The sequence below is a fragment of the Micromonospora sp. WMMD730 genome (assembly GCF_049178955.1).
Taxonomy (GTDB): domain Bacteria; phylum Actinomycetota; class Actinomycetes; order Mycobacteriales; family Micromonosporaceae; genus Micromonospora; species Micromonospora wenchangensis.
Genome location: NZ_JBMHML010000002.1, coordinates 6,212,284 through 6,228,463 on the forward strand (window position 1 = coordinate 6,212,284; position 16,180 = coordinate 6,228,463).

The following is a 16,180-nucleotide window of genomic DNA, read 5'->3' on the forward strand; positions in this document are numbered from 1 at the left end:
ACCCGGTCAGCTCGGCTCCCCCGACAGGGAGGTCCGCCGCTGCGAGGCCATGACCAGGGAGTACACGTGTTCGCGGAGTTCACCGAAGAGCGGGGTCTGCTTGGTGGCGATCTGGTCGCGGGGCCGGTCGAGGGTGACCGGCAGGTCCGCCACGACGACGGAGGGGCCCTGCGACAGCACGACCACCCGGTCGGACAGGTACACGGCCTCGTCGATGTCGTGGGTCACGAACAGCACGGTCGTGCCGGTCTCGGCCCAGACCTTGAGCAGCAGGTCCTCCAGGCTGGCCCGGGTCTGGGCGTCGACCGAGGCGAACGGCTCGTCCATGATCAGCATTTCCGGTCGTACGGCGAGCCCCCGGGCGATGGCGACCCGCTGCTGCATGCCGCCGGAGAGCTGCCACGGGTGCAACCCGGCGGCGTGGGCCAGGCCCACCATCTCCAGCGACTCCTGCACCCGCTGCCGGATCTCGGCGCGGGGCAGACCCCGGTCCCGCAGCGGGAGGGCGACGTTCTTCTCGACCGTCAACCAGGGGAACAGCGAGCGGCTGTAGTCCTGGAAGACGACCGCCACGCCGTCACGGGGACCGGACATGCGTTCCCCCCGGAACATGACCGCGCCGCCGGAGATGGGCAGCAGCCCGGCGATGCACATCATCAGGGTGGTCTTGCCGCAGCCGGAAGGCCCCACCACCGACACGAACTGGCCGGCGTGGACGGCGAACTCGATGCTGCGTACGGCGGGCACGTCGCCCTTGCGGGACCGGTAGGACTTGCTCAACTCCTGCACGTCGAGCACGGGGGTGTCGAGGGCGGCACCGGGCTGGTGCGGTCGGGTCGTCACGGGGTTCATCCGGGGCTCCTACGTGGTGTCGGTCAGTGGCTTTCCGCGCTGTCGGGGCGCACGTTGCGGTGCCACCGCAGCAGCACCCGCTCGACCAGGGCGAAGACGGCGTTGAAGAGGATGCCCAGCAGCGCCAGCAGGACGATCGCCGACCACAGCTGCGGGAACTGGAACAGCCGCTGCTGGCTCACGATGTAGAACCCGAGGCCGGCCGTGGCGGCGTACAGCTCTGAGATCACCATCAGGACCAGCGCGATCCCGATGCTGATCCGCATCCCCGCGAAGATCGCCGGGCTGGCGCCGGGCAGCAGGACCCGCAGGAAGTAGCGCCGCCGGGTCAGTCGCAGGCTCCGGGCGGCGGTGACCACCGTACGGTCGATGCCCCGGACGCCGTCGTAGGTGTTGATCAGGATCGGCCAGAGGCAGCCCAGCGCGATGAGGAAGACGTTCATCCCGCTGGTGATGCCGAACAGCACGATGGCGATGGGCAGCAGAGCGGTGACCGGCACCGACATGCCCAGTCGGATCAGCGGGTTGAAGAACGCGCCGGCCGGCCGCCACACCCCGATCAGGATGCCGAGACCGACGCCGAGCACCGTCGCCGCGCCGTAGCCCAGGCCGAGCCGGACGAGACTCGGCAGGACGTCGGCCCGGAACTGGGAACTGAGGAACAGCGACGACGGGGACGCGGACAGCCAGGTGTCGACGAACGCTCCGAAGATCTGCGACACCGGCGGTACGAACAGGGAGCCCACCATCCGGGCGGCGACCTCCCACACCACCAGCAGCAGGGCGAGCAGCCACAGCGACCGCACCCCGCGTCCCACCGCCAGCGCCGACGTGACCACCGGCCGGCTCAACCCCTGCCCGCTCATCGTCCACCCTCCCGCTGTGCCTGGCCCCACGGCACCACCAGGCGCTCAACCAGGTTGAAGCCGTAGTAGAGGCCCATTCCGAGCAGGCCGACGAGCAGGATGCCCGCGTAGACGAAGTCGGGTCGCTGCGCCTGCTGGTACGTGGTGATCACCGTTCCCACCCCGTTGGTGGCACCGAGCAGTTCGGCGGAGAGCACCACGATGAGCGCCGTCGAGCTGGCGACCCGCAGCCCGGTGGCGATGGACGGGGCCGCCGACGGCAGCACCACCCTGGTCAGCAGCCGGGTACGCGTCCAGCCCATGCTCCGCCCCGTGGCCAGCATCAGCGGTTCGGTGTCGCGGACGCCGTACATCGCGTTGAGCAGGATCGGCCAGAAGATCGCGTAGATCGCCAGGGACACCTTCATCTGGGTGCCCAGGCCGAACATCAGGATGGCGATCGGCAGGAACGCCGAGGAGGGGATCGACCGGCCGGCGTGCACCACCGAGGACGACGGCCGGTAGAGGGCGGAGAAGTAGCCCAGGGTCAGCCCCAGCGGAATGCCGACGGCGCTGGCGACGAGCATGGCGAGCAGCCACGCCCACAGGGTCTGCGCCACCTCGGTCAGGAACGTCGCGTCGACGAGCAGTTCGCCGGCGCGTTGCAGGGTGTCCACCGGGTACGGCAGGGAGTCCACCGAGACCGTCCCGGTCCGGACCACCAGGTCCCACAGCACGAACATGGTCACCACGCCCGCCACTCCCAGCACCCAGTCGGGTGTGGGGCCCCACCGGCGGGCCGCGACGGGCCCGCCGGTGGGTCGGGCGTCCGCCTCGACCTGGTCAATCACGTGGACGTCCGACGCCATGTCACGTCCTCTCCCCTCATGGTGGCCCGCCTACCGCGACGACAGGACAGGTCAGGACCGCGCGAAGTCGGTGACGAAGGGCCCCAGGTCGGGCTTCTTCTGGAGCATCTTCAGGTCGACCATCTGCTGGGCCATCCGGTCCAGCGCGGCGACGTCGACGGCGGCTTCGAGAGCGTTCTGCGGTTGTGCGGCGAGGGTCTCCGCCGGCACCTTCTGGCACTCGGAGAGCAGCCGGAACGCCTCGTCCTTATTGGCCGGGTCGCTGAGCTGCTGCGCGGTCTCGGCGATCGCCTCGTGGAAACGCTTGGCGGCGTCGCCCTTGCCGACGAAGCTCTTGGCGGCGACGTAGGTCGCGATGTAGATCTTGTCGCTGCTGGCGAAGGGGTCGGCCAGGCTGCGTACGTTGTCGTTGTTGTTGCCCAGCAGCGAGTAGCCCAGTTGCGCGGCGTCGACCCGTCCACTGAGCACGGCGGGGATCTGCTCGGTGAAGGGCAGCGCCACGAAGCTGACGCTGTCCGGCTCGACCCCGTTGGCCTTCAGCCAGCTCGCGGTGACAATCTGGTTGATCCCGTTGATCTCGTTGACCGCGATCTTCTTGCCGGCGAGGTCGGCGGCCGCCTTGATCGGGGAGTCCTTGCCGACGAAGACGCCCTGCGCGGGCTTGGCCGGCGGCAGCGCGTTGACGTTCACCCCGGACACCATCTGGATCGGGAAGCCGGTGTTGTAGGCGTTGATCGCGGTGTAGCCGTTGACGTAGCCGAAGTCGGCCGCCCCGGAGAGCACTGCGGCGACCGCCGCCGAGCCACCTCCGGAGCGGACCAGTTCGACGTCGAGGCGGTGCTTGCCGTAGACGCCCTTCCCGATCGCCCAGGTGTTCCAGATTTCGCAGCCGAACGTCGTGACGGAGACCTTCGTGGTGCCGTCCGCGTTGTCCGCAGCGCCTTCGGCCCCGCCGCAGGCGCTCGTGAAGAGCAGCGCGGCGAGGGCGACCATCGCACCGGTACGTCGTGTGTTCATCGTGATGCTCCTATGTGCTTCGCGCGTGGCCCCGACGTCTCCCGCTGCCGGTGCCGGTTGCGGGAATGAGGGCGTTCGGTGGATACGAAGGGACGGCTCTGCCGCGACGGATACGACCGCCTGGCTGCTGCGGTGCGGTTCCGACGCGAGCTGCATCGACTTGGTGATGGTGCTGAATGCCTGAATTGCCGGTTCGAGGGAATCAATCAGGGCCGCGAGAACCGCAGACGGCGTCACGGCATGGCCGGGCAACGCTGGTCACGGTCGGTTCGGGCGGTCGGGCTGCACCCCAGCAGCACCCTGACGCCTCGCCGACTTGCAGCGAAGGTACGGGGCCCGAAAACCTCTGTCAAGATGCGGAACGTTATCTCGCATTGCGCCATAACGCAGACTGCCGGCACTCCGCCCAACCCGGCGAACACGCAGGTCGGCGGGCAGATAACGATACGTCTCCCCTGGTTGACCGGGCCCGTGACGGCGGCTAGCTTCTCCACCAGATGCCGCCGGCCCCCGGGAGTGGACATGAGCGTGGAAGAGCCCGTCGCGGCCGTTCCCGCCATCACCCGCGCGCCGATCGGCCACTGGAAGGGACCGGAGTTCCCCGCCATCCGCCCCGGCACCGGCGCGGGCAAGGCCCTCGTTCCGTTCTGATCGGCAGCTCCGCGCCTCGGCGCACCCTGCCCGGATCCGGCCACACCGTCCGCGTCGGCCGCTCCTGTCCACACCGTGGCGGAGCAGACCGTCGTCGGTGACCCCAGCACCCCGGTATCTGCGGCAGTCCGTCGCCCGTACCCGTGACGGTCCCTCCGTCGTCGCGGCCGGCCCCGGCGCAGGAGACCACCCACCCCCGCAACCCCAGCCGGGCAGGTGGGCCGGTCCCCACACCCCAGCGCGCGGGCGGCCGGCCCGGTAAGGGCGGAGTCAGGACGACCGGCCACCCCGCGCCACCGACCCCAGCCGGCGTCGGGGTGTCCGGCATCGTCAGCCCGTCGACGCACACTGCCCCGGCCCGGGTGGCGTAGCCAGCCGGGCCGGATACGGAAAAGCGGCCCGGTCGATGCTCGACCAGGCCGCTGACCTGTTGCCTCAAGGGTGGAGCCGAGGGGACTCGAACCCCTGACCCCCACACTGCCAGTGTGGTGCGCTACCAGCTGCGCCACGGCCCCTTGCGGTCGTCCCCGGTCGCCCGGGCACGGAGAGAACTATACACACGCGGCCGAGCATGGTCATCTCGCGGGGGTCCCCGGCGGATCAGTTCAACGCCACGTCCGGCGGGAAGTGCGCGACCGCCGCCATCATGCCGCCCTGCCGGCGCAGCACCATCGGCCAGAGGTCGTCCGGACGGTCGACGAAGGCGTCCCCGGGCAGCGCATCGAGCACGAACCAGGAGCCGTCCTCGATCTCCTGCTCCAGCTGCCCGGAGCCCCAGCCGGAGTAGCCGGCGAACACCCGGATGCCGCCGATGCTGTCGCGCATCCGCTCCGGATCGGACGACAGATCGACGGTGCCGACCGCACCGGAGATCGGCTGGAAGCCCTTCAGCCGACGCATCGGATGACGCATCCGGGCCAGGCAGATCGCCGACTCCGGCTGCACCGGGCCGCCCTCGAAGAGCACCGCCGGATGCCGGGCGAGATCGCTCCACTCGCCGAGGACGTCCGCGACGGCCACCTCGGTGGCCCGGTTGAGCACCACCCCGAGCGCCCCGTTGGCCTCGTGGGCGACCAGCAGCACCACCGTACGATCGAAGTTCGGATCCTTGAGGGCCGGCGTCGCGACCAGCAGCCGCCCGGTCATCGACTCCACGGCACGACCGCTGATCGCCGGTCCCTCCCCCTGCGTCTCGGACATCGTCAGCCGCGCACCGGGTCCGACAACCGGGCACCACCGACCATCTGTGCTCTCACCGCCATGCCTGGCACCATAGCCTGCACCCGGTGCGGTGGCTAAGGTCTGACCGACAGGTGATCGAGGGCGGTCGAGGGAGGATCGATGGGTCCGACGGCGGACATCGCGGTGATCGGCGGTTCGGGGCTGTACGCGCTCCTCGACGACGCCACGGAACACCAGGTCGAGACCCCCTACGGCGCCCCCTCGGACGTGCTCACCATCGCCACCGTGGACGGCCGGTCGGTGGCGTTCCTGCCCCGGCACGGGCGTGATCACCGCCACCCCCCGCACCTGATCCCGTACCGGGCGAACCTGTGGGCGCTGCGGTCGCTCGGGGTACGCCAGGTGCTCGCCCCCTGTGCCGTCGGCGGGCTGCGCCCCGAGTTGGGCCCCGGCACGTTCGTGGTGCCCGACCAGCTCATCGACCGCACCAGCGGCCGGGTGCAGACCTACTACGACCAGGGCGCGGTGCACGTGGCGTTCGGCGACCCGTACTGCCCGGTCGGGCGGCGTACCCTGCTCGACGCGGCGGCCGGGCGCGACGTGCCGGCGGTCGACGGCGGCACGGTGGTGGTGGTCGAGGGGCCACGCTTCTCCACCCGTGCGGAATCCCGCTGGTACGCCGCGATGGGCGGCACGGTGGTCAACATGACCGGCCACCCGGAGGCGGTACTCGCCCGCGAACTGGCCCTCTGCTACACCTCCATCGCCCTGGTCACCGACCTGGACGCCGGGGTGGAGGCGGGCGACTCGGTCACCCAGGAGGAGGTGTTCCGGGTCTTCGGCGAGAACACCGACCGGCTGCGCGGCGTACTGCTGGACGCGGTGGCCGCCCTGCCCACCGACCGCGACTGCCCCTGCGGGCACGCGCTGGACGGCATCCGGACCCCGTTCCCCCTCCCCTGACCCGTCGCCGCTCGGCCCGGACGGCCTCCCGGCAGCCCCGGACAGGGCAATAGCCGGCAAAGCACGCGGAACGCCGGCTGCCGCCCGCTAGATTCGGCAGGTCAGGGGTCCGGTCCCGGCGGACGCCGGACGGGTCGGGGACACGGAGGCGGAGGGCGATGGCGACCGTCCGGGAGACCACCTACGACCTGCTCCGCGCCCTCGACCTGACCACGGTCTTCGGCAACCCGGGCTCGACCGAGGAGCCGTTCCTCCAGGACTTCCCGGCCGACTTCCACTACGTGCACGCCCTGCACGAGGCGTCGGCCGTCGCCATGGCCGACGGGTACGCCCAGGCCACCGGCCGGCCGGCGCACGTCAACCTGCACACCGCCCCGGGCACCGGCAACGGCATGGGCAGCCTGGTCACCGCGTGGCACAACCGGACGCCGCTGATCGTCTCCGCCGGGCAGCAGAGCCGGGAGATGCTGCTGATGGAACCCCGGCTGGCCAATCGGCACCCCACCGAACTGCCCCAGCCGTACGTGAAGTGGAGCCACGAGCCGGTGCGGGCGCAGGACGTCCCGGCGGCGTTCATGCGGGCGTACGCCACGGCGGCGCAACCGCCGAGCGGCCCGGTCTACCTCTCCCTGCCGTTGGACGACTGGCACCAGCCGGCGGACCCGCCGCCGCAGGTGCGGACGGTGGCCACCCGGTTCGCCCCCGACCCGCGTCGGCTGCGGGAGTTCGCCGCGCTGCTCACCGCCGCCCACAACCCGGTGCTGGTGCTCGGCGCGGCGGTGGACCGGGCCGCCGCCTGGCCGGTGGCGGCGGCGGCGGCCGAACGGCTCGCCGCGCCGGTCTGGTCCGCGCCGGCACCGGAGCGGGCCGCCTTTCCGGAGCACCACCCGCACTACCGGGGGGTGCTGCCGTACGCGATCGCCCCGCTGGCCGAGAAACTCACCGGGCACGACGTGGTGCTGGTGGTCGGCGCGCCGGTGTTCCGCTACTACCCGCACGTGCCCGGCGACCATCTGCCGCCCGGGGCCCGGCTGCTGCACGTCACCGACGACGCGGACGAGGCCGCGCGGGCCCCGGTGGGCGACAGCCTGCTCGGCGATGCCGGGCTGACCCTGGCCGCGCTGCTGGACCTGCTGCCGGCGGCCGACCGGCCCCCACCGGCGGCCCGTCCGACGCCGCCACCTCCGCCGGCGGGTGACCCGCCCGACGCGGACGCGCTCTTCGCCGCGCTGGCCGCCTGCTGGCCCGCCGACGGGGTGCTGGTGCAGGAGTCGCCGTCGAACCTCGCCGCGCTGCGTCGTCGGCTCCCGGTGACCCGCCCGGCGTCGTACTTCACCATGGCCAGCGGCGGGCTCGGCTACGGGCTGCCGGCCGCCGTGGGTATCGCCCTCGCCGAGCGGGACACCGGGCGGGGCCGGCCGGTGGTCGCGGTGATCGGGGACGGCTCCTTCCACTACTCGGTGCAGGCGTTGTGGACCGCCGCGCGGCTGCGGCTGCCGGTGGTCGTGCTGGTCCCGGTGAACCAGCAGTACGCCATCCTCAAGTCGTTCGCCGAGCTGAAGTCCACCCCGGGGGTGCCGGGCCTGGACCTGCCGGGCCTGGATCTCACCGCCATCGCCCGCGGCTACGGCTGCGCCACCCGCGTCGTCGACGCACTGCCCGACCTGGCCGACGCACTCACCGAGGCGCTACGCGCCGACGTCCCCACCGTGCTCCCCACCCCGATCAGTACCACCATCCCCGCCCTCCTCTGAACCCCTCCCCCGCCCGCGTCGAGGTCGGGGTCGGCGGTGATCAAGAGGTTTGCGTCATCCTCGACCGGGCGGGGTGACGCAAACCTCTTGATCACCGGCCAGCGGGCGACGTTCTGACGGGGGACCCGAGTGCGGGAACGGCTTGGCGGGTCAGTGGGCGGTGAGGGTGAGCACCCGGCCGGTGGCGACGTCGAGCACCGGACGTTTCCCGAGCGGGGCCGCCAACGTCACGGTGACCGGCTTGAGCACCGCCAGGTCGATGCACTCCCCGGTGCCCCGGACCACCCCGCCGCCGACCACCACCACGTCGTCGGTCTCCCGAACCAGGGCGGTGGGTCCGCTGTCGCAGGCGCCCATACCGACCGTGTACGTCAGCCGGGCGCCGTCGACCCGGCGGAGCTGGTCGGCACCGGCCACCCCGCCCGGCAGGGACCGGTTCGGGGCGGCGGGCTCCGGGGCGGCGGTGACCGACCGGGGCGCCACCGCCAGGCGGGCCACCGGGCTGGTCAGCTCCGCCACGGTGAAGATCCAGGCGGGTACGGCGGCGACCCCCCGGCTGGTACGAACCTCGGCGGTGCCCAGAGTGACCCCGGTGACCGTCAGCGGGATGCAGGCGGCCTGGGTGGAGACCGGATCGTCCGGCCGGGTACCGGCCGTGGGTTCGGGGGGCCGTGGCCCCCGGGGCCGTCCCTCGCACGGCGGCGGGTCGCCCTGGTCCAGCTGCCGGTACGCCTCGGCGGCGCTGATCAGCGGTACGGTCAGGGCACCGTCGGGGAACCGGATCGCCCCGTCGGCGGGTACGGCGGTCGGCAGCTCGATCTGGTCCCGGTACCAGCCGGCGCGGAAGGCCGCCTCGGTGCCGGCGTCGAAGCCGGGCTGGCCGGTGAGCACCGTGGCGTCCTGCAACGGCAGATACCCGCTCGACCACTCGGGGCCGGGCCGCCACGCCCCGGCGACCTCGGCGGCCCGCTCGTCGAACGCCTCCCGCTGCCGCCCCGGATCACTCCCGACCGCCCCGCCGGGCACCGCACCACCGGGCACCGCACCACCGGGCACCGAGCCGGCGGCCGCACACCCACCCACCGCCACCAGAAGCCCCAACCCCCACGTCAGCCCTACGAGTCGCCGCATCCCCCTGAGACGCCCACCCACCGTTCCCGGTTCCCTCCCTCTCGACGCCTCACCCCGCCCTCCCACCGCGCACACCTGGTTGATCAAGAGGTCTGCGTCAAGTTGATCTCCAAATCTGACGCAAACCTCTTGATCACCGCACGCCATCCGTCAAGGCCGGGTGATCAAGAGGTTTGCGTCATTCGCCGCGCCGGGTCTGACGCAAACCTCTTGATCAACGAGGCATGGCGGGGCGGGACAAGGCAAGGCGGGGCGGGAGGGGGAACAGTGATGCGCCCCGGTCCGTGGGGACCGGGGCGCATCATCGAGGTGGTGGAGGTGCCGGGAATCGAACCCGGGTCCTTCGCCGGTTTGTCAGGGCTTCTCCGAGCGCAGCTCGCTATGCCTCTACTCGGCCCCACCGCTCACGCGAGCAAGTTGGTGTGACGGGCCCAGTCGCTGATTGATCTCGCCGCACGGACCCCGCGACCGGGTCCGATTGGCCAGCCTTCTAGCTGATGCCGGCTAACTGGGACGAAGGCGTTCCCAGGCCGACAGACTCACTACTCGCCTCAGGCGGCGAGAGCGAAGTCAGCGCGATTTTGCTTGGCGCTTATTGGTTTCCGACGACCGATTCTCGAGACGACGTCGGCTTCCTCGGCTCGCTTCCCCTGTCGCTGCGTACGAAGTCGAAACCAGTCACCCCCTCGACGGGCCGCCGGATGTGGCGGCACTGTCCAGACTAACGCCTGCCGCAACGGGTTTCATCCCGAGCCCCGGCCCGGCGTGCCGACCCGGACAGAAGGGGCGAATCAGTCGTCCATCCCCTTGCCCCGGCGACCGGACACCCGGGCGATCTCCCGGTCGGCGTCCCGCTTGGCGAGGTCCTGCCGCTTGTCGTACGACTTCTTGCCCTTGGCCAGGGCGATCTCCACCTTCGCCCAGCCGTCGGAGAAGTAGACCTGCAACGGGACCATGGTCAGGCCCCCCTCGCGGGTCTTGCCGATCAACTTGTCGATCTCCATCCGCTTCAGCAGCAGCTTGCGGGTACGCCGGGGCTCGTGGTTGGTCCAGGTGCCCTGGGTGTACTCCGGGATGTGCATGCCGTGCAGGAACAACTCGCCGTCACGTTCCTGGGCGAACGCGTCGACCAGCGAGGCCCGCCCGGCACGCAGCGACTTGACCTCGGTGCCGGTCAACGCCATGCCCGCCTCGTACGTGTCGAGGATGGCGTAGTCGTGGCGGGCCTTCCGGTTGGAGGCGACCACCTTGCGGCCCTTCTCCCGTGGCATCCGGCGCCACCTCCCTTCCACTACGCTCACCGACCACCCGGCCGGCGAGCGGGGATCATGCTACCCGAACGACAAGGACCCTCCCGCGCCGTTTCTTCCCGGCCCGGGAGGGTCCCCACGGAGAGCGCTGCGGCGACTAGACCCGCAGGTAGAAGCGGAGCGTGACCCAGGCGGTGGCGGCGCTGATCAGGCCACCGACGCCGGCCATCAGCGGGAACATCAGGAAGATGTCCGACCACTGGACGGGCGAGAGCAACCCCTCCAGCGCCTTCAACGATCCGCTGAACAGCAGTTGTTTCGCCCCGATCAGCGCGACCAGGCCCAGCAGCGAGCCGATCAGGCCGGCGACCACCGCCTCCAGCACGAACGGCGCCTGGATGAACCAGTTCGACGCGCCGACCAGCTTCATGACCGCGACCTCACGCCGCTTGCTGTACGCGGCCACCTGGATGGTGTTCGCGACCAGCAGCAGCGCGGCGATCGCCATCACCACGGCGGCGGCCAGCGCGATGTTCTGGATCGCGGTGAGCACGTTGAAGATCTTGTCGAGCAGCCGGCTCTGGTCGACGATCACGTCGACGCCCTCGGTGCCCTGGTACTGGTCGTAGATGTTCTTGTACTGCTCCGGGTTGACCAGCTTCAGCCGGAACGACTCGGGCAGCAGGTCCGGCTTCACGGCGTTCACCAGGTCGGGCGCGTCCTGGTACATCTCCTTGAAGGTCTTGTACGCCTCGTCCTTGTTGACGTAGAGGACCTCCTTGACCAGGGGGTCGCTCTTCAGCTTGGCGTCGAGGTCGGTGCGCTGCTGCTCGGTGACGTCGGTCTTGAGGAAGATCGAGACTTCGACGTTCTTGTAGTAGAGGTCCTTCATGTCGCCGACCTGCTTGTACATCAGGCCACTGGCGCCGAGCATGGTCAGCGAGACCGCCATCGTGATGATCATCGCGACGGTCATGGTGACGTTGCGCCACAGTCCGACCAGTACCTCGGACAGGACGTACTTCATCCGCATCGGGTGTTCCTCCGGCTCTCCGGCGTGAGGTGTTCGTCGTCAGGTCGTACGGCAGGGGTGGAGCGCCGGCTCACCCGTAGACGCCGCGGGCCTGGTCGCGCACGATGCGGCCGCTTTCGATCTCGACGACGCGACGGCGCATCTGGTTCACGATGTTGGAGTCGTGTGTGACCATCACGACGGTCGTGCCGGTGCGGTTGATCCGGTCCAGCAGGCGCATGATCTCGATCGACGTGTCCGGGTCCAGGTTTCCGGTCGGCTCGTCCGCCAGCAGGATCAGCGGGCGGTTCACGAACGCCCGCGCCACCGCGACCCGCTGCTGCTCGCCACCGGAGAGTTCGTGCGGGTACCGGTGCTCCTTGCCACCGAGCCCGACCAGCTCCAACACCTCGGGCACGACCCGGCGGGCCACCGCCTTGGTCTTGCCGATCACCTCCAGGGCGAACGCCACGTTCTCGTAGGCGGTGCGGTTCGGCAGCAGCCGGAAGTCCTGGAAGACGCAGCCGATGGAGCGCCGGAAGTGGGGTCGCTTCCAGGAGCGCATCGACGTGACGTCCTTGCCGTTGACGATGACCCGGCCCTTGTTGGGGGCGACCTCGTGCAGCAGCATCTTGATGATCGTGGACTTGCCGGAGCCGGACGGTCCGATGAAGAAGACGAACTCGCCCTTCTCGATCGAGACGGACACGTTGTCGAGCGAAGGCCGGGACGCCTTCGGGTACGTCTTCGTCACTTGCTCAAGCTGAATCACGGGTCGTGAGTCTACGCGGTGTAACCGCAGAGCCAAGTGGCACGCCCCGCCGATGCGGGGCGCGTCATCGATTCGCCCGGTCAACCCGGGATCGACGACGCGCCCCGTTCACGTTCGATCACGCAGCGTCGTTGGCGAGCTGCTGCTGCTTACGCCAGCGGATGCCGGCTTCGAGGAAGCTGTCCAACTCGCCGTCGAAGACCGAGGACGGATTGCCGGTCTCCTGCTCGGTTCGCAGATCCTTCACCATCTGATAGGGGTGCAGGACGTACGAGCGCATCTGGTCGCCCCAGGAGCTGGTGCTGCCGGATTTCAGGCCGGCCAGCTTCGCCTCCTCCTCCTGCCGCTTGCGCTCCAGCAGCCGGGACTGGAGCACCCGCATCGCGGAGGCCTTGTTCTGTAGCTGGGACTTCTCGTTCTGGCAGGTCACCACGATGCCGGTGGGGATGTGGGTGAGCCGCACCGCCGAGTCGGTGGTGTTGACGCTCTGCCCACCTGGCCCGGACGACCGGTAGACGTCCACCCGGATCTCGTTCTCCGGGATGTCGATGTGGTCGGTCTGCTCGGTGACCGGCAGCACCTCCACCCCGGCGAAGCTGGTCTGCCGGCGGCCCTGGTTGTCGAACGGGCTGATCCGGACCAGCCGGTGGGTACCCGACTCGACGCTGAGCGTGCCGTAGGCGTACGGCACCTTGACGGTGAAGGTGGCGGACTTGAGGCCCGCCTCCTCGGCGTACGAGGTCTCGTAGACCTCCGTCGGGTAGCCGTGCCGCTCGGCCCAGCGCAGGTACATCCGCAGCAGCATCTCGGCGAAGTCGGCCGCGTCGACCCCACCGGCGCCCGCCCGGATGGCGACCAGCGCCTCCCGGGAGTCGTACTCGCCGGAGAGCAGGGTGCGGACCTCCATCTCCTGGATGGCCTTGGTCAGCGTGGCGATCTCGGACTCGACCTCGCCCAGCACCCCGGAGTCGGCCTCGTCCTCGGCCAGCTCCAGCAGCACCCGGGCGTCGTCGAGCCCGGAACGCAGGCTGCCCAGCTTGCTGATCTCGCCGTTGACGTACGACAACTGCGAGGTCACCTGCTGTGCCTTGGCCTGGTCGTCCCAGAGGTCCGGCGCGGACGCCTGCTCCTCCAGCCGGGCCTTCTCCTCCCGCAGACGGTCGAGGTCGAGCACCGCCTCGATGTTGCGCAGGGTCGCGTCGAGTTCCTTGAGCTGTTCGGCGTAATCGGCAGCGGTCACGACAGACAAGGGTACTGTGCGTGCGGCGGTCCGCTCACGTCACACCACCTACCAGGGCGGATGATCAGCCGACCGGGGCGGTCTTGAGCCAGGACAGCGCGGCCTTGTGGTAGGCGACGGCGAACTCCAGCGCGCTGGCGTCGTACTCGTCGCCCTCCTTCTTGGCGGTCTTGACCTGTTCGCGGACGTACGCGAGGGCCTCGGTGTGGTATTCGTTGGCTGAGGTGTAGAGGTTCTTGAGCTGGCTGGCCGAGTGCAGGTTGCCGAACGCGATCCGCAGGGCGATCGGGTTGCGGATGGTGTCCCGACCGGGATTCTCCGCCAGCCAGCGGGAGAAGGTCCGCTTGCCGGCCGCGGTTATCGCGTAGGGTTGACTCATCCGCGGCCCGGGCTTGCCCAGCCGCACGAAACCACGCTCAGCCAGCACCGGCAACTCACGGTAGACCTGGCTGCGTGTCATCGACCAGTACGGCGCCAGTCGGCGCTCAGCGGCGGCCATCAGTTGGCCACCTGTCATCGGCCCCTCGTGCAACAGACCCAGCAGGGCCGCCGCGGTGGGGTTGACTCCGGAATCCGCCATGCCCTCTAAGCTGCCACTTTGCCGTCCCGGCGTCCAGGATTTCCGGATTTGCCACCCGGGAGGATTTCCAATGTGCACTGTCGGCCGACGACAGTGCTCCCAGGACCACCCCCGACCGCCGCCCCGGACCCGACCGCGCAGGGTGTGCCGGCCCGTCGCCGGGTCGGGCGGGCCCGGCCGGCGGGGACGTCGTCGCACGCCACCGCCGGCCGTCGCCGGTTCAGCCCATGTGCGGGTACGTGTGGTCGGTCGGCGGCACGAACGTCTCCTTGATGGTCCGGGGGGACATCCAGCGGACCAGGTTGTGCCACGAGCCGGCCTTGTCGTTGGTGCCGCTGGCCCGCGCACCCCCGAACGGCTGCTGCCCGACCACCGCCCCGGTCGGCTTGTCGTTGACGTAGAAGTTGCCTGCCGCGTACCGCATCTTCTCGGCCACCGCGTCGATCACCCGGCGGTCGGTGGCGAAGACCGACCCGGTCAGCGCGTACGGGGCGACCGACTCGGCCTGGGCGACCACGTCGTCGAACCGGGCGTCGTCGAAGACGTGCACGCCGAGGATCGGCCCGAAGTACTCGGTGGTGAACGTCTCGTGGGCCGGGTCGGCACACTCGAACAGGGTCGGTCGGACGAACCACCCGACCGTGTCGTCGGCGGTGCCGCCGGCCAGCACCCGGCAGCTGTCGTCCCCGCCGATCAACTCCAGCGCGGCGGTGTGCCTGTCGAACGCGCGGGCGTCGATCACCGCACCGCCGAAGTTGCCGAAATCGGTCACGTCGCCGTAGGTCAACGCGTCGGCGGTGGCGGCCAGCCGGTCCCGCAGGCCACCCTCCCACAGCGACCGGGGCACGTACGCCCGCGAGGCGGCCGAGCACTTCTGGCCCTGGTACTCGTAGGCGCCCCGGATCAGCGCGGTGTGCAGGGCGTCGACGTCGGCGCTGGTGTGCGCGACGACGAAGTCCTTGCCGCCGGTCTCCCCGACCAGCCGGGGGTAGCCCCGGTAGGAGGCGATGTTCTCGCCGACCGTGCGCCACAACTGCTGGAAGACCTTGGTGGAGCCGGTGAAGTGGATGCCGGCCAGGTCCGGGTCGGCGAGCACCACGTCGGAGACCTCCTCGCCCCGCCCGGTGACCATGTTGATCACGCCGGGGGGCAGGCCGGCCGCCTCGAACAGCCGCATGGTGAAGTGCGCCGCGAACTGCTGGGTGGGGCCCGGCTTCCAGACCACGGTGTTGCCGAGCAGGGCCGGCGCGGACGGCAGGTTGCCGGCGATCGCGGTGAAGTTGAACGGGGTCACCGCGTAGACGAAGCCCTCCAGGGGGCGGTGGTCGAACCGGTTCCACACCCCCGGCGACGAGTTCGGCTGGGCGGCCAGCAGCTCCCGGGCGAAGTGCACGTTGAACCGGAGGAAGTCGATGAACTCGCAGGCCGCGTCGATCTCGGCCTGGACGGCGGTCTTGGACTGGCCGAGCATGGTGGCCGCGTTGAGGGTGTCCCGCCACGGGCCGGCCAGCAGCTCGGCGGCGCGCAGGAAGACCGCGGCGCGTTCCTCGAACGGCAGCGCCCGCCACATCGGCGCGGCGTCCTTGGCGGCCCGCACGGCGGCGCGGGCGTCGTCGTGGGTGGCGTGACCGGTGACCCCGAGGACGTGCGCGTGCCGGTGCGGCTGGACCACGTCGATCGGGTCACCGCCGGCCATCCGCTGCTCACCGGCGATGGTCATCGGCAGGTCGATCCGGTCGGCGGCCAGCTCGGTCAGCCGCCGCTTCAGCCGCTCCCGGTCGGCGCTGCCCGGCTCGTAGGTGCGTACCGGCTCGTTGCGCGGCTCGGGTACGGAGAACACGGCGTCCATCACAGGCTCCTGGGCGATCTCGACAGCGGCGGCGAAATCGGACCCGCGGGCACCGACCGGACGGCCGGACGCCGGACACCGCGCGGAGTAGCTGATCGCGGCGGCGGGACCTCCGGCGATTCTCCCACGCCCGGCTCGCGGGACTCACGCCCCGCCCGCCCCACACCGTGGATCACGAGGCGGACACCGGCTGTTCGGTGACGATTCCCCACC

The 16,180-nt window shown here is 70.5% G+C and carries 15 protein-coding genes, 1 tRNA gene and 1 other RNA gene; 3 read left to right on the plus strand and 14 right to left on the minus strand.

What is annotated here, in order from left to right; genetic code table 11:
• Positions 1 to 6: 6 nt before the first annotated feature.
• Genes ACN265_RS26300 through ACN265_RS26315 form a run of 4 tightly spaced genes read right to left on the minus strand, consistent with a single transcriptional unit; the run spans position 7 to position 3,583 of the window.
• Positions 7 to 852 (minus strand): ABC transporter ATP-binding protein, encoded by an 846-nt coding sequence (locus ACN265_RS26300; protein ID WP_357931359.1) that lies wholly within the window; start codon positions 850 to 852, stop codon positions 7 to 9.
• A 23-nt stretch (positions 853 to 875) separates the two neighbouring features.
• A complete protein-coding gene (locus ACN265_RS26305) occupies positions 876 to 1,718 on the minus strand; it encodes an ABC transporter permease (protein WP_204927311.1) in 843 nt (280 codons plus the stop codon).
• Complete coding sequence (locus ACN265_RS26310) at positions 1,715 to 2,566, minus strand: ABC transporter permease (protein ID WP_421410281.1); 852 nt, start codon at positions 2,564 to 2,566, stop codon at positions 1,715 to 1,717. The genes ACN265_RS26305 and ACN265_RS26310 overlap by 4 nt, the downstream gene beginning before the upstream one ends.
• 51 nt (positions 2,567 to 2,617) lie before the next feature.
• Positions 2,618 to 3,583, minus strand: coding sequence for an ABC transporter substrate-binding protein (locus tag ACN265_RS26315; RefSeq protein WP_204927313.1), 966 nt, complete (start codon positions 3,581 to 3,583; stop codon positions 2,618 to 2,620).
• A 522-nt stretch (positions 3,584 to 4,105) separates the two neighbouring features.
• Between ACN265_RS26315 and ACN265_RS26320 the strand changes: the two genes are divergently transcribed.
• The gene (locus tag ACN265_RS26320) at positions 4,106 to 4,234 is read left to right on the plus strand and encodes a hypothetical protein (RefSeq protein ID WP_255553766.1); all 129 of its coding nucleotides are present in this window, start codon (positions 4,106 to 4,108) and stop codon (positions 4,232 to 4,234) included.
• 442 nt (positions 4,235 to 4,676) lie between these two features.
• Here ACN265_RS26320 and ACN265_RS26325 read toward each other — a convergent pair.
• Both ACN265_RS26325 and ACN265_RS26330 read right to left on the minus strand, forming a co-directional pair.
• Positions 4,677 to 4,749, minus strand: a tRNA-Ala gene (locus ACN265_RS26325).
• Between the two features lie 85 nt (positions 4,750 to 4,834).
• Positions 4,835 to 5,434: a YqgE/AlgH family protein gene (locus ACN265_RS26330; protein WP_088642982.1), complete on the minus strand. Its 600-nt coding sequence runs from the start codon at positions 5,432 to 5,434 to the stop codon at positions 4,835 to 4,837.
• A 141-nt stretch (positions 5,435 to 5,575) separates the two neighbouring features.
• On the opposite strand from ACN265_RS26330, the gene ACN265_RS26335 reads away from it, so the two are divergent.
• On the plus strand, positions 5,576 to 6,379 hold the full coding sequence (locus ACN265_RS26335; RefSeq protein WP_421410283.1) for an S-methyl-5'-thioadenosine phosphorylase: 804 nt from the start codon (positions 5,576 to 5,578) through the stop codon (positions 6,377 to 6,379).
• Positions 6,380 to 6,537: 158 nt separating this feature from the next.
• Entirely contained in the window at positions 6,538 to 8,133 is a 1,596-nt protein-coding gene (gene mdlC, locus ACN265_RS26340; protein WP_421410285.1) for a benzoylformate decarboxylase, read from the plus strand.
• Between the two features lie 150 nt (positions 8,134 to 8,283).
• Here mdlC and ACN265_RS26345 read toward each other — a convergent pair whose 3' ends face one another.
• The 8 genes from ACN265_RS26345 to pruA form a co-directional block, all read right to left on the minus strand.
• Complete coding sequence (locus ACN265_RS26345; RefSeq protein WP_421410288.1) at positions 8,284 to 9,264, minus strand: hypothetical protein; 981 nt, start codon at positions 9,262 to 9,264, stop codon at positions 8,284 to 8,286.
• 310 nt (positions 9,265 to 9,574) lie between these two features.
• Positions 9,575 to 9,950: a transfer-messenger RNA gene (gene ssrA / locus ACN265_RS26350) on the minus strand.
• Between the two features lie 105 nt (positions 9,951 to 10,055).
• Positions 10,056 to 10,535, minus strand: a complete 480-nt coding sequence (smpB, locus tag ACN265_RS26355) for an SsrA-binding protein SmpB (protein ID WP_204927317.1) — start codon at positions 10,533 to 10,535, stop codon at positions 10,056 to 10,058.
• Positions 10,536 to 10,671: 136 nt separating this feature from the next.
• Positions 10,672 to 11,547 carry a permease-like cell division protein FtsX gene (ftsX, locus tag ACN265_RS26360; RefSeq protein ID WP_204927318.1) on the minus strand — a complete coding sequence of 292 codons (876 nt, stop codon included), beginning with the start codon at positions 11,545 to 11,547 and terminating at the stop codon, positions 10,672 to 10,674.
• A 70-nt stretch (positions 11,548 to 11,617) separates the two neighbouring features.
• A complete protein-coding gene (gene ftsE / locus ACN265_RS26365; protein WP_088642977.1) occupies positions 11,618 to 12,298 on the minus strand; it encodes a cell division ATP-binding protein FtsE in 681 nt (226 codons plus the stop codon).
• Between the two features lie 118 nt (positions 12,299 to 12,416).
• Complete coding sequence (prfB, locus tag ACN265_RS26370; RefSeq protein WP_204927319.1) at positions 12,417 to 13,538, minus strand: peptide chain release factor 2; 1,122 nt, start codon at positions 13,536 to 13,538, stop codon at positions 12,417 to 12,419.
• A 64-nt stretch (positions 13,539 to 13,602) separates the two neighbouring features.
• On the minus strand, positions 13,603 to 14,118 hold the full coding sequence (locus ACN265_RS26375) for a PadR family transcriptional regulator (protein WP_145918036.1): 516 nt from the start codon (positions 14,116 to 14,118) through the stop codon (positions 13,603 to 13,605).
• Between the two features lie 220 nt (positions 14,119 to 14,338).
• Positions 14,339 to 15,967: an L-glutamate gamma-semialdehyde dehydrogenase gene (pruA, locus tag ACN265_RS26380; RefSeq protein ID WP_420118980.1), complete on the minus strand. Its 1,629-nt coding sequence runs from the start codon at positions 15,965 to 15,967 to the stop codon at positions 14,339 to 14,341.
• Positions 15,968 to 16,180: the final 213 nt, after the last annotated feature.

Excerpts from the sequence above, each read along its gene's own strand:
- ACN265_RS26300 (WP_357931359.1), bottom strand. The coding sequence starts at position 852 with ATGAACCCCGTGACGACCCGACCGCACCAGCCCGGTGCCGCCCTCGAC.
- ACN265_RS26305 (WP_204927311.1), bottom strand. The coding sequence starts at position 1,718 with ATGAGCGGGCAGGGGTTGAGCCGGCCGGTGGTCACGTCGGCGCTGGCG.
- ACN265_RS26310 (WP_421410281.1), bottom strand. The coding sequence starts at position 2,566 with ATGGCGTCGGACGTCCACGTGATTGACCAGGTCGAGGCGGACGCCCGA.
- ACN265_RS26315 (WP_204927313.1), bottom strand. The coding sequence starts at position 3,583 with ATGAACACACGACGTACCGGTGCGATGGTCGCCCTCGCCGCGCTGCTC.
- ACN265_RS26320 (WP_255553766.1), top strand. The coding sequence starts at position 4,106 with ATGAGCGTGGAAGAGCCCGTCGCGGCCGTTCCCGCCATCACCCGCGCG.
- ACN265_RS26330 (WP_088642982.1), bottom strand. The coding sequence starts at position 5,434 with ATGTCCGAGACGCAGGGGGAGGGACCGGCGATCAGCGGTCGTGCCGTG.
- ACN265_RS26335 (WP_421410283.1), top strand. The coding sequence starts at position 5,576 with ATGGGTCCGACGGCGGACATCGCGGTGATCGGCGGTTCGGGGCTGTAC.
- mdlC (WP_421410285.1), top strand. The coding sequence starts at position 6,538 with ATGGCGACCGTCCGGGAGACCACCTACGACCTGCTCCGCGCCCTCGAC.
- ACN265_RS26345 (WP_421410288.1), bottom strand. The coding sequence starts at position 9,264 with ATGCGGCGACTCGTAGGGCTGACGTGGGGGTTGGGGCTTCTGGTGGCG.
- smpB (WP_204927317.1), bottom strand. The coding sequence starts at position 10,535 with ATGCCACGGGAGAAGGGCCGCAAGGTGGTCGCCTCCAACCGGAAGGCC.
- ftsX (WP_204927318.1), bottom strand. The coding sequence starts at position 11,547 with ATGCGGATGAAGTACGTCCTGTCCGAGGTACTGGTCGGACTGTGGCGC.
- ACN265_RS26375 (WP_145918036.1), bottom strand. The coding sequence starts at position 14,118 with ATGGCGGATTCCGGAGTCAACCCCACCGCGGCGGCCCTGCTGGGTCTG.
- pruA (WP_420118980.1), bottom strand. The coding sequence starts at position 15,967 with ATGGACGCCGTGTTCTCCGTACCCGAGCCGCGCAACGAGCCGGTACGC.